The organism is Amycolatopsis sp. cmx-11-12 (genome assembly GCF_046269425.1).
In the GTDB taxonomy this organism is placed as follows: domain Bacteria; phylum Actinomycetota; class Actinomycetes; order Mycobacteriales; family Pseudonocardiaceae; genus Amycolatopsis.
In genome coordinates this window covers 72,471-84,737 of the sequence record NZ_JADNQM010000028.1, presented here as the reverse complement: position 1 = coordinate 84,737, position 12,267 = coordinate 72,471, and the positions used below count along the sequence as shown (strand labels likewise).

The window sequence follows — 12,267 nt, the reverse complement described above, 5'->3', positions numbered from 1 at the left end:
AACCACAAAGAACGAAAGAGAAATCCATGGCACAGCCCAAGATCGAACTCGACGGCCTCCTGGCGTTCCCCTTGACACCCTTCACCGAGGGGCTGGAACTGAACCTCGACGCGTTCGCGGAAAACGTCGAGAGCCACGTGGCCGCCGGAGCCGGCGCGCTGTTCGTCGCCTGCGGTACAGGCGAATTCAGCTCGCTGTCCCCGGACGAGCACGCAGCGATCCTGCGTAAGGCTCGCGAGGTCGTCGCCGGGCGCGTGCCCGTATGGGTCGGGGCCGGCGGCGGCGCGGCATCGGCCCGTGCCGGGATCGCGGCGGCGGAGGCGGGCGGCGCGGACGGCGTCCTCCTCCTGCCGCCCTACCTGGTCACCGGCCCGCCGTCCGGGCTGGTCGACCACGTCCGGTACGCCGTCGGGGATTCCTCGATCCCGGTGATCGTCTACCACCGTGCCAACGGGGTGTTCACCCCGAACTCGGCGGTGGAACTCCTCGACATCCCGTCGGTGGTCGGTCTCAAGGACGGTTTCGGCGATGTCGAGCTGATGAGCCGGATCATCACCACGATCCGCTCCGTCGACAGCGACCGGGCCCGGGATTTCCTGTTCTTCAACGGTCTTCCCACCGCCGAGGTCTCCGCGCGCGCGTACGCCGCCATCGGTGTGGCGCGGTATTCCTCGGCCGTGCACTGCTTCGCCCCAGAGATCGCGGCCCGCTTCCACCGCGCGCTCGCGGAGAACGACGACGCCGTCATGGAGGCGTTGCTCGCCGGGTTCTACCTGCCGCTGGTGGCCCTGCGGGACGAAGGACAGGGCTTCGCCGTGTCGCTGGTCAAGGCCGCGGCGCGGTCGCGCGGCGACAAGGTCGGCTCGGTCCGGCCGCCGCTGGTCGAGCCCACCGCCGACCAGATCGCCCGGCTGGAGAAGATCGTCGACGACGGGTTCGCCGTCCTCAAGTCCGTCGGGGCCGGTGCCTGAAGATGAAGGTTCTCGACGTCGTCCTGACCCCGGTCGCCTTCGCCGACCCGCCCCTGCTCAACGCGATGGGAGTGCACGAGCCCTTCGCGCTGCGCGGCGTCGTCCAGCTGATCTGCGAGGACGGTGTGGTCGGCCTCGGCGAGTCCTACGGTGACCTCGCGTTCCTCGAGCAGGTCCGGAAGGTACTGCCGGAACTCAAGGGACAGGACGTGTTCGACCTGCCCGGCCTGCGCCGGAAGGTCGCCACCACACTGGGCGAAGTCGTTTTCGCCGACGCACACGGGCTCACCGGCGGGTTCTCCGTCAGCAAGACGGTCGCCAGCGTGTACTCGCTGTTCGAGGTGGCCGCGCTCGACGCGCAGGGCCACTACCTCGGCAGGCCGGTCGTGGACCTGCTCGGCGGCAAGGCGCGCGACGCCGTCGACTTCTCCGCCTACCTGTTCTACAAGTTCGGCGCCCACATCGGCGCCGAAGAGGACTCGTGGGGCGAGGTGACCACGCCGGAGGCACTCGTCGGCGAGGCACGGCGCATGGTCGAGGAGTACGGCTTCTCCTCCATCAAGCTCAAGGGCGGTGCCTTCGAGCCGGATCAGGAGATGGACGGCATCCGCGCGCTGGCCGAGGCGTTCCCGGACCATCCGCTGCGGATCGATCCGAACGCGGCTTGGACCGTCGATACGGGCATCCGGGTCGCCGAAGAACTCGACGGCGTCCTGGAGTACCTCGAAGACCCGACGCCGGGCATCGAGGGCATGGCGCGGGTCGCCGAGCGGGCGAGCATGCCGCTGGCCACGAACATGTGCGTCGTGCGCTTCGCCGACATCGAGCCCGCGTTCCGGCAGCGAGCGGTCGGCGTAATACTTTCGGACCATCATTACTGGGGTGGCCTGCGGGACACGCAAGCCCTCTCCACCACGGCGGAATGCTTCGACGTGGGGCTTTCCATGCATTCGAACAGTCATCTCGGGATCAGTCTGGCCGCTATGGTGCACGTGGCCGCGGCGACGCCGCACCTGACCTACGCCTGCGACACCCACTGGCCGTGGAAGACGGCCGACGTCATCGCCCCGGGTGCGCTGGAGTTCGTCGACGGTGCGGTCGCGGTGCCCGACAAGCCGGGGCTCGGGGTCGAACTCGACCCCGACGCGCTGGCGCGGGCCCATGAAGACTATGTCCGAAGTGGACAGACCAAACGGGATGACGTGACCTATATGCGGAAGTTCGCCGGAGACTTCGAACCGAACACGGCGCGGTGGTGACGGGGTGAAGGTCACCGGATACGCCTACCCCTGGGACGTCGTCGACGACCCAGGGTTCGTCGAGCGCGTACGGGAACTCGGCGTCGACGAGGTCGCCGTCGCCGTGTCGTACCACAGCGCCCGCGCGGCGACGCCCTGGTCGCCGGACCGCACCTCGGTCGTCGCGCGCCACGCGGCGCTGTACCGGCCGGTGCGTGAGGAGGCCTGGGGCGAGCTGCGGCCCGCCGAACCGGACTGGGTCGAGAGCCGCGACAGCGCGGGCGACGCCGTCCGGCTGCTGAACGAGGCGGGGATCCCGGCCGCGGCGTGGCTCGTGCTGACGCACAACTCGCAGCTGGGCACGGAATTCCCCGATTTCACCGTGCGCAACTGCTTCGGCGAGCGGTACCCGTGGGCGCTGTGCCCCGGGCAGGAGGAGGTCCGCGAGTACGCGGCGAACGTGACCGCGGAGAGCCTCGTGGGGCTCGACTTCGCCTCGGTCGTCCTGGAGGCGTGCGGCCCGCTCGGCGCCATCCACCAGCATCAGCACGAGAAGACCGACGGCGTCTGGTCGCCCGCCGTGGCGCGGCTGCTGTCGGTCTGCTGCTGCGACGCCTGCCTGGAGTCCTGGGCCGCGGCCGGCAAGGATCCGGCGAAGGCGCTGGACAAGCTGCGTGCCGAGGTCCGGCGGCTGATCGACAGCGGCGACCTCCGCGCCACCGAGGACAAGATCCTGCCCACCCTGCGGCAGGTCCTGCTCGACACGCGGCAGAAGGCGACGGACGCGCTCCGGCGTGAGGTGCTCGCGAGGATCCCGTCCGGGCCCAGGATCGTGCTCCACGGCGCGATGGACCCGTGGGTCACCGGTGCGCTGCCAGGGCTGACGCCGTCTGTCCCCGAGGACGTCGACGCGGTGGTGCTCCAGAACTGGGTACCCGGACACGCCAGCCGGGAGTCCGTCGCGACGGCGCGGGCGAAACTGCCGCGCAAGGTCGCCGTCGGCAGTTACATCACCGCGGTGGCGGCGAGCCCGGTGCCCGACATCGAGGCGTACACCACCGAACTCGGCAAGGCAGGTGCCACCGAACTGCACCTGTACCACCTCGGACTGGCAGGCCCGGGGCGCTGGGCGGATCTCATCGCCGCCGTCAGCGCCGCACAGGAACTCTAGGAGAAGCAAGAAATCATGAGCCAGGCAACAGATCCCGCCACGCTCGAACAGATCCTCGCGGCCGCCGCCGCGGCAGGCACGGCGGCGGCCGCGACCCCAGCCCAGCGGGCCGAATGGCTGAACGCGGCCGCGGACGCCCTCGACGCGTCCGCCGACGAGCTGATCGCGCTGGCCAACCAGGAGACACATCTCCCGGCCTCCCCGCGATTGCAGGGCGAGCTGAAGCGCACGACGTTCCAGTTGCGTCTGTTCGGCGAGGTGCTCGCCGACGGTGCGTTCCTCGGCGCCACTGTCGACCACGCGGACGCCGCTTGGCCGATGGGGCCGCGTCCGGACATCCGGCGGCTGCTCACCCCGATCGGGCCGGTGCTGGTGTTCGCCGCCAGCAACTTCCCGTTCGCCTTCAGCGTCGCGGGCGGCGACACCGCGTCGGCACTCGCCGCCGGTTGCCCGGTGGTGCTCAAGGCGCACTCCGGGCACCCGGAGCTGTCCGCCCGCACCGGCGAAGTCCTGCGTGAGGCACTGGTCAAGGCCGGTGCGCCGGAAGGGATCTTCGCGGTCATCTACGGCCAGCAGAACGGCGTGACCGCGTTGAAGGACCCGCGGATCCAGGCGGCGTCGTTCACCGGTTCGGTGCCGGGCGGGCGCGCGCTGTTCGACATCGCGACCTCACGGCCGTCGCCGATCCCGTTCTACGGCGAACTCGGCAGCGTGAACCCCGTCGTCGTCACCCAGACGGCGATCGAGGCGCGCGGCGAGGCCATCGCCAAGGGCTACGCGGGCTCGTTCAGCCTCGGTGCCGGGCAGTTCTGCACGAAGCCGGGGCTGCTGTTCCTGCCCGAGGGACACGGTCTCGAGGACGTGCTGCGCGAAGCCGTCTCGGCGATCCCGGCGCAGCCGATGCTCAACGAGCGCATCGCGGCCGGTTTCGCCGACGGACTGGCGAAGCTGCGTGACGTGGCGGGTGTCGAGGTGCTGTCCGAGTCCGGTGGCGCGGAAGGGATCTCGCACGGTGCGACCCTGCTCGCCACCACCGCCAAGGACTTCCTGGCCGACGCCGACACGGTCCGCGAGGAGTGCTTCGGCCCGGCGTCGCTGATCGTCACCTACGCCGACCAGGCCGAGCTGATCAGCCTGCTCGAGGTGATGGAACCCGGGCTCACCGCGACCATCCAGGGCGAAGAGTCCGATGTGGACTGGATCCGCCCGGTCCTCCCGTCGTTGACCCGTGTCGCGGGCCGTCTGCTGTGGAACGACTGGCCGACCGGCGTCACGGTCACCTGGGCGCAGGAACACGGCGGTCCCTACCCGGCGACCACCGCGCCGACCAGCACCTCGGTCGGCACCGCCGCGATCGAGCGGTTCCTGCGGCCGATCGCGTGGCAGGGCTTCCCCGACGCGCTGCTGCCGGAACCGTTGCAGGAGAACAACCCGTGGGACCTGCCCCGCAGGACCGACGGGAAACGCTAGAAAGCTCGTGAGTGATTTGGGTTTCACCGGCATGTTCCCAATGTCGCATTTGAGACGGTCAGCGTCTCAAATGCGACATTGGGAACCCTTGATGCGCGAGCATGCCAGCTTGACCTTTCCGCGATAGCCGACCCAAATCACTCACGAGGCCCCACCTAACGCCGCCGCCCCTAGTTGCAGTCTTCGACCTCTTGGGAGGCACTGTCATGCCCGGATTCGGTCACGTCAACCGGAGAACCGCCCTGCGTTCGGGTGCGGTAGCGGCCGCTTCAGTCGCGCTCACGACCGCGATCTCGAGGACGTCCTTCGCGGCCTCGCCGGTCCCAGCGAACACAGCCTCGATCGTCACCGGCTACCGCGAGCTGCAGACCGGGATCAACCGGCCGTCGGCGGAACGGACCGCCGCGCTGGCGAATCTGGACAGGGTCGCGAAGGCTTACTACGACAGCATGACGGTCGGCGACAGTCCTTTGTGGAAGGATCTCCCGCTCGGTCCGGGCAGCGAGTTCACGACGTCGATGTACGCTCGGCTTCGCGCGATCGCGGTCAACTGGGGCACCCCTGGCGGCGCGCTGGCGGGTGACCCGGCCGTGCTCGGCCGGGTCAAGGCGGCGCTGGAACTGTTGTACGCCAGCGATCAATACAGTGAGAAGACCGCCGAGATCGGCAACTGGTACACCTACGAGATCGGCATCCCGCTCTACCTGCTGCATATTCTGTCCACAGTGGCCGGTGAGCTGACCGAGGACGAACTCGCCAAGTACCTGAAGCCGGTGCTGAAGTTCTCCGGTAACCCGAACCTCCGCACGAACAACCCTAGCGTGGTCGAGACCGGCGCCAACCGCGCGGACAAGTCGACGATCTCCATCGTCTCCGGCGCGATGCTCGGCGACGCCGAACGGATCAAGCGCGGTGTCGGGGCGTTCACCGACGTCGAAGGCGGGGGAGCGGCGAGCGTCATCGCCAAACTGCATCGCGCGGCGGGCGACGGATTCCACACCGACGGCTCGTTCATCCAGCACGATTCGGTGCCGTATCCCGGGCACTACGGGATCGTCCTGCTCACCGCTGTCGCGTCCGCCATCCATGTTACCAAGGGCACGGAGTTCGAACTGGCCGGCGACGTCAAGGACGCGGCGTACGCGCTGGTCTCCGACACGTTCGCGCCGTTCGTCTACGCTGGCGCGCTGATGGAGTCGGTCCGCGGCCGGTTCCTTTCCCGGCAAGGGGAATCGGCGCACGACATCGGGCACCAGCTCACCGGCGCGGTCGTGCTGCTGGCGCGGTCGGCGAGCGGGAAACGCAAGGAGGAACTCGGCGGGCTCGCCGCGAAGTGGATCACCGAGGACACTTTCGCGCCGTACCTCAAGATTCCCGACCCCGAGCGGTTCGCGCCCGGCCCGGATCTCGTCGGCATCCCCGGCATCGAGTTCGCACAAGAGCTGTTGGCAACCAAGATCCGGCCGACGCCCACCGTCGCGACGCACCGCGTGTTCGGCCAGCAGGACCGGATGGTGCACGTCACCGAGGGTTGGTCGGCCTCGCTCGGCGTCGCCTCGACGCGGATCTCGCGGTACGAGTCGGTCAACGCGATGAACCTGCACGGCTGGTACACCGGCGACGGTTCGCTGTACCTGTTCCTGCCCAAGGCCAAGGGACACTTCACCGACGCCTACTGGCCGACCGTGGACCCGCTGCTGCTGCCGGGCACGACCACCAAGGCCGGGCCGACTCCGAAGCTGGAGCAGGTGCCGCTCACCGGCAAGGACCACTGCGGCGGCGTCCGCTGGGACGCGAGGCACGGCGCGCACGCCCTCGATTTCGTCTCCCAGGACGGCACGCTGACCGCGAAGAAGTCGTGGTTCTTCACGCCGTCGGGCGTGGTCTGTCTCGGTGCCGGGATCACCGACACTTCGGGCGAGCGGATCCGCACCACGATCGAGAACCGCAACCTCGGCGAGAACGGTTCGGGCGTCCTGCTGGCCGACGGCCGCCTGGTCGGCGGCTCGGAGTCGTTGCGGCGCAAGCGTTGGCTGCACCTGGAGAAGGTCGGCGGGTACGTCCTGCTCGACGCCTCCGAGGTGACCGCGCTGCGCGAGGACCGGACAGGGACCTGGCGCGACGTCGACAAAGGCGCCAACACCAAGGGAACCACGGTGCCCTACACGCGGCGTTACCAGAAGCTGGTGATCGAGCACGGGGCCAAGCCTTCAGGCGCGAGCTACGCCTACGCCGTCCTGCCCGCCGCGTCGGTGCTGGAGACGATCGCCTCGGCTTGGACGTGGCGCGTGCGGTCCAACACCGAGACAGTGCAAGCCATTCGGCTGTGGGACGCGACTTTGCTGGCGAACTTCTTCGCGGCGGGTTCGGTCGACGAGGTGTCGGTGTCCGGTCCGGCGTCCGTGGCGCTCGGGCGGGGGAGCAACGGCTGGCAGCTGGCCGTTTCGGACCCGACGCAGCGGCAGGACGTCATCAAGGTGACGGTGCGGCGCAAGACCGTCGAGGTGCCGGTTAAGGGCACTTTCGGTGCTACGCAGGTTGTCCGCATTTAGTCGACTGAATGCGGAGCCCTTTAGGTCACGATCTGTCCTATATGGCCCATACGGTCAAGCCATGACCGACATCGAGCAGTTCCGCATCGACATCCCGCAGTCCGATCTGGACGACCTGACCGACAGGCTGGCCCGCACCCGCTGGCCGTCGGCGCTGCCCGGTGCCGAGTGGAGCCGGGGCGTCCCCGTCTCCTACCTCAAGGACTTGGCCGAATACTGGCGAGACGGCTACGACTGGCGCGCGTTCGAGAAACAGCTCAACGAGTTTCCGCAGTACACCACCGAAATCGACGGCCAGCGCGTCCACTTCTTGCACGTCCGCTCGCCCGAACCGGACGCGATCCCGCTGATCATGACGCACAGCTGGCCGAACTCGATCGCCGAGTTCCTGAACGTCCTCGGCCCGCTGACCGACCCGCGAGCCCACGGCCTCGACCCTTCGCGAGCGTTCCATGTCGTCGCGCCGTCGCTGCCCGGGTTCGGGTTCTCGACGTTCCCGGAACCGGCCGACGAGCGGCCGTGGGACATCGCGCGGGTGGCGCGGACCTGGGCGGAGTTGATGAGCCGCCTCGGTTACGAACGTTATGGCGCACATGGGAACGACGCCGGCGCGTTGGTGACGCCGTGCTTGGCGGTGCACGCGCCCGAGCACGTCATCGGCTCGCACATCACGTCCGGGCTCGGGATCCCGATGGGCGATCCGGCCGACTTCGAGGGTCTCAGCGACGAAGAGCAGGCGAGCCTGCAAGAACTCGCGGCACGCTTCGCGGGCGGCAGCGGGTACGCGCCGTACCTGACGAACAGGCCGCAGACGCTGAGCTTCGGTTTCCTCGATTCGCCGGTCGCGCAGCTGGCCTACGTGGTCGAACGGTTCAAGGAGTTCGACGGCTGGCCCGACGGCGCCGCGCCGGCCGAGCCGATCGACCGCGATCTCCTGCTCACCAACGCGACCCTGTACTGGCTGACCGCGACCGGCGGCACCGCGCTGTGGCCGTACTACGAAGGCGCGGCCGCGATGCCGATCGACCAGACCGTGGTGCCGACCGGCGTCTCGCACGGCGGGCCGCCCGTCCTGCGCAAGATCGCTTCCCGCAAGAACGACATCGTGCGCTGGGCGGATCACGAGAGTCCCAGTCATATGGTCGCGATGGCCGTCCCGGACGACGTGGTGACCGAGCTCCGGGAATTCTTCGGGGAAGTCCGGCGGTGACGTCGAGGGGTGGTCGTCGGCTCCGACTCAGGGACGAAGCTAAAGTCGAAGTGACCCTGTGGAGGACCTGATGACCACCTCGTTCGAGACCGTGACCTCGGCCGACGGCACCCCGATCGCCTTCGACCGCACCGGTGAGGGCACGCCGGTGGTCCTGGTCGGCGGCGCGTTCAACGACCGGACGACCGTCGCCGCCCTCGCCGCGACGCTGGCCCCGGACTTCACCGTGCTCGCCTACGATCGGCGCGGGCGGGGCGACAGCGGCGCGGGCGCGGTCTATTCGGTGGAACGCGAGGTCGAGGATCTCGCCGCGGTGATCGACCACGTCGGCGGTTCGGCGGCGGTGTTCGGGCATTCGTCGGGAGCCGTGCTGGGACTGGAGGCCGCCGCCCGAGGTGTCGCCATGACCAGCCTCGCCGTCTACGAACCGCCGTACGTCGTCGACGACAGCCGTCCGAAGCCCGCGGCCGACCTCTTCGACCGTGTCCGGGCGCTGATCGCCGACGGCGACCGCGACGCCGCGGTGGAACTCTTCCTGGTCGAGGGCACGGCCACCCCGGCCGAGATCGTCAAGGGGATGCGGGACGCCCCGGTCTGGGGCTGGTTCACCGGCCTTGCCCACACCCTGCCCTACGACCTCGCCCTGTGCGGCCCCGGCAACGTCCTTCCCGCCGACAGGCTGGCCAAGATCTCCGTACCCACCTTGGTCATGGACGGCGGGGAGAGCGACGCCTGGATGCGGGCCGGCACCCGCGCCGTCGCCGACACGATCACCGGTGCCCGGTATGTCACCGTCGAGGGCCAAGACCACGGAGTCCTTCGTGAGCCGGACGTCCTGCGCGGGCTGCTCACCGACTTCCTCAGGTGACGACCTTCAGCGGCTCGGCGGGCAGGCCCATCGCGACGTAGTGGTCCCGTGCGGCGCGGGACTGCCCGATCCCGGCCAGTGCGCGGGCTTCCTGGAGGCGGTAGCCGATCCGCCTCGCCGTTTCGAGCGCGAGCCGATGCTGCCGGTGCCCCGCCGACGTCTCGCCGAGCGCGAGGCAGGCGGTGCCCAGGCTGTTGGCCGCCATGGCCAGCAGCAGCGGATGGTTGAGCCGGGTGAGGATCGCGCACGCGCGCTCGGCGTGCTCGCGTGCCTCGGTGGCGCGGTGGGCGAGCAGGAGCGCGTCGGCGTGGTCGATCCGGCTCCACGCCTCGCCGAACAGATAGCCGAGATCCCGCGAGGCGGTGATCGAGCGTTCGGTGACCTCGAACGCCTCTTCGAAGCGGCCGAGCCGTGCAAGAACCAGGCCGAGCTGGGCCGAGCTCAGGATCACGCCGCGGGGATCCTCGTACAGCGCCACCGCCCGCCGAGCGGAGACCAGCGCGTCGTCCAGCCTGCCGAGGACTTCCTGCGCGTGGCTGAGATTGGTCCAGAGTGTGGCGGCGGCGGTCTCGTCCGCGACGGCGAGACCGTCGCGATAGAACCGGATCGCCTCGGGGTAGCGGCCGAGCATGCTGTGCAGGGCGCCGGCCCTGGACAGGGCGACCGCCTCGGCCGCCCTGTCGCCGGACGCGCGGACGACGGCCAAGCGCTCCAGCGCGCAGTCCATACCCTCGGTGAGCCGCCCGTTCTCCCAGTACGCCAGCGTGAGGCTCGCCAGGCTCAGCTGGATGGCGTGCGGGTCGCCGATCCGGCGGGCGGCGGCGATGCCGGTCCTGGCCACGGCGAGCAGTTCGTCGAGGTGGCCGCTTTCCCGAAGGTGGTCCGCGGTGTCCTTGGCGATCCGCCAGGCGTGGTCGTCGTGACCGGCGTCGAGGGCGTGCCGGGTCACCGCGACCAGGTTGGCCCGTTCCGTCGCGTACCAGGCGGGGTTGCCGCCGCCGTCGCGATAGTGGTCGAGCAGCCTGCCCACCGCCGGAAGCGATTCCTCGTCGCTCGCGGCGTTGTGGGCGTGCTCGGCGATCAGGTCGTGGAACGAGTACCGGCCCAGCGCTGGCTGCCTGAGCAGATGGGCGTCGAGCAGGTCTTCCAGCAGACGTTCGGCTTCGTGCTCGCCGGTACCGGCCAGCGCGGCGGCGGCGGGCACGCCGATGTCGGCACCGGGATTGCGCCCCAGCAGCCGGAACATGCGCTGCTGTGCGGCGTCGAGTTCCTGATAGGACAGTGCGAACGCCGCGGCCACGTCGCGTCCGGCGACCTTCAGCTCGGCCAGCCGGTCGTGCTCGGAGCCCAGTCGCTCGGCGAGTGTCTCCACGGTCCACTGTGGACGATTCTGCAATCGGGCCGCCGCGATCCGGATCGCCAGCGGCAGGTTCCCGCACAACGCGGCCACCCCCGAATCCGGCCGTCCCGACGCCGCCGCGAACAAAGCACCGGCCTGTTCGTCCGGCAGGACTTCGAGACTGAGCGACGCGGCACCGTCGACGGCGGCCAGCCGTCGCCTGCCGGTGACCACGAGGGCGACCGTGGCCGAACCGGGCAGGAGCGGCCGCACCTGTTCGGCGCTCGCGGCGTTGTCGAGTACCACGAGCAATGACCGGCCCGCCGTCCTGGTCCGCCACAGTTCGGCCCGCCGGTCCACGCCTGCCGGCAGCCTGCTCGCAGGGATGTCCAGTTGCCCGAGCAGGGCTTCGAGCGCGGCCTCGGGCGGGAGCGGTTCGCGGGCGGGGGAATGGCCGTGCAGGTCCACGAACAGTTGCCCGTCGGGGAAATCGGCGGCGAGCCGGTGCGCGGCGTGGACGGCGAGCGAGGTCTTGCCGACACCGGCCATCCCGTCGACCACCACCGGGCGGCCGAGCCGGACGGCGTCGAGCAGGCGGCGGAGTTCGTGTTCCCGGCCGGTGAAATCCGGGACGTCGTAAGGGAGGAAGCAGCGAGCCTTGCCGTATTCCGGCTCGTCGCGAAGGATCCGTTCGTAGACCTCGCGCAACTTCGGGCCCGGGTCTATTCCGAGTTCGTCCGCCAGCCGTGTCTGCGCCTGCCGGTAGACGTTCAGCGCGTCGGCCTGCCTGCCCTGCTGGTGCAGCGCGCGCATGAGCAGCCCGGCGAACGCCTCCCGGAACGGATGCTCGGCGACCAGCGCCGTCAGTTCCGCGACGGAGTCTTCTCCGGCGGAGATCTCCTCGTCGAGACAACGCTCCACAACGGACAGACGGCGCTCGTCGAGTTCGTCGGCTTCACCGCGTAGCGCAGGACTGTCCACACCGGACAGAGCTGGTCCGTGCCAGCATCCGAGCGCCTCGCGGAACTCGCCGCGCGAGACGTACTCCTCGAACGACCGCAGATCGAAAGCGCGCGGGCGCAGGACGAAGCCAGGCCCTTCGGCGGTGAGGACATCGTCGCTCGCGCCCTCGGCGACGAGGGAGCGCCTCAGTGCGGTGGTGAGATTGCGGATCTGACGGGTGGCCGTCGCGGGCGGATCCTCGTCCCAGACGACGTCCACCAGCCGCGAAACCGAAACGACACGATCGGCGCCGAGCAGCAGCGCGGCCAGGATCCGCTCCTGCCGCGAACCGGCCAGCTTCAACGCCCGTGCACCGTTCCGGCACTGCACCGGCCCCAGTATCCGAAACTCCATCGCACCCCCTCCCGCGAGGTTAACCGGCCCCGCGCCCGCGCCGGTGCGGACGTGATGCAGCTGTGATGCGCCGTCCGGCGAACCTGCTGATG

The 12,267-nt window shown here is 69.7% G+C and carries 8 protein-coding genes; 7 read left to right on the top strand and 1 reads right to left on the bottom strand.

The genetic code is table 11. The features are described from left to right. Positions 1-26 precede the first annotated feature (26 nt). The 7 genes from ACLARN_RS31300 to ACLARN_RS31270 all read left to right on the top strand — a co-directional run bounded on the left by ACLARN_RS31300 (position 27) and on the right by ACLARN_RS31270 (position 9,480). The gene (locus ACLARN_RS31300) at positions 27-971 is read left to right on the top strand and encodes a 5-dehydro-4-deoxyglucarate dehydratase (protein ID WP_409495070.1); all 945 of its coding nucleotides are present in this window, start codon (positions 27-29) and stop codon (positions 969-971) included. Between the two features lie 2 nt (positions 972-973). Next, on the top strand, positions 974-2,230 hold the full coding sequence (locus ACLARN_RS31295) for a glucarate dehydratase family protein (protein WP_409495069.1): 1,257 nt from the start codon (positions 974-976) through the stop codon (positions 2,228-2,230). A gap of 4 nt (positions 2,231-2,234) precedes the next feature. Continuing rightward, complete coding sequence (locus ACLARN_RS31290) at positions 2,235-3,380, top strand: hypothetical protein (protein ID WP_409495068.1); 1,146 nt, start codon at positions 2,235-2,237, stop codon at positions 3,378-3,380. 15 nt (positions 3,381-3,395) lie between these two features. Next, positions 3,396-4,850 (top strand): aldehyde dehydrogenase (NADP(+)), encoded by a 1,455-nt coding sequence (locus ACLARN_RS31285; RefSeq protein WP_409495067.1) that lies wholly within the window; start codon positions 3,396-3,398, stop codon positions 4,848-4,850. Between the two features lie 206 nt (positions 4,851-5,056). Continuing rightward, positions 5,057-7,402 (top strand): polysaccharide lyase 8 family protein, encoded by a 2,346-nt coding sequence (locus ACLARN_RS31280; RefSeq protein ID WP_409495066.1) that lies wholly within the window; start codon positions 5,057-5,059, stop codon positions 7,400-7,402. Positions 7,403-7,463: 61 nt separating this feature from the next. Then, entirely contained in the window at positions 7,464-8,612 is a 1,149-nt protein-coding gene (locus tag ACLARN_RS31275; RefSeq protein ID WP_409495065.1) for an epoxide hydrolase family protein, read from the top strand. A gap of 70 nt (positions 8,613-8,682) precedes the next feature. After that, positions 8,683-9,480, top strand: coding sequence for an alpha/beta fold hydrolase (locus ACLARN_RS31270; protein WP_409495064.1), 798 nt, complete (start codon positions 8,683-8,685; stop codon positions 9,478-9,480). Here ACLARN_RS31270 and ACLARN_RS31265 read toward each other — a convergent pair. Beyond that, a complete protein-coding gene (locus ACLARN_RS31265) occupies positions 9,473-12,175 on the bottom strand; it encodes a BTAD domain-containing putative transcriptional regulator (protein ID WP_409495063.1) in 2,703 nt (900 codons plus the stop codon). The genes ACLARN_RS31270 and ACLARN_RS31265 overlap by 8 nt on opposite strands. Between the last annotated feature and the right edge of the window lie 92 nt (positions 12,176-12,267).

Excerpts from the sequence above, each read along its gene's own strand:
- ACLARN_RS31300 (WP_409495070.1), top strand. The coding sequence starts at position 27 with ATGGCACAGCCCAAGATCGAACTCGACGGCCTCCTGGCGTTCCCCTTG.
- ACLARN_RS31295 (WP_409495069.1), top strand. The coding sequence starts at position 974 with ATGAAGGTTCTCGACGTCGTCCTGACCCCGGTCGCCTTCGCCGACCCG.
- ACLARN_RS31285 (WP_409495067.1), top strand. The coding sequence starts at position 3,396 with ATGAGCCAGGCAACAGATCCCGCCACGCTCGAACAGATCCTCGCGGCC.
- ACLARN_RS31280 (WP_409495066.1), top strand. The coding sequence starts at position 5,057 with ATGCCCGGATTCGGTCACGTCAACCGGAGAACCGCCCTGCGTTCGGGT.
- ACLARN_RS31275 (WP_409495065.1), top strand. The coding sequence starts at position 7,464 with ATGACCGACATCGAGCAGTTCCGCATCGACATCCCGCAGTCCGATCTG.
- ACLARN_RS31270 (WP_409495064.1), top strand. The coding sequence starts at position 8,683 with ATGACCACCTCGTTCGAGACCGTGACCTCGGCCGACGGCACCCCGATC.
- ACLARN_RS31265 (WP_409495063.1), bottom strand. The coding sequence starts at position 12,175 with ATGGAGTTTCGGATACTGGGGCCGGTGCAGTGCCGGAACGGTGCACGG.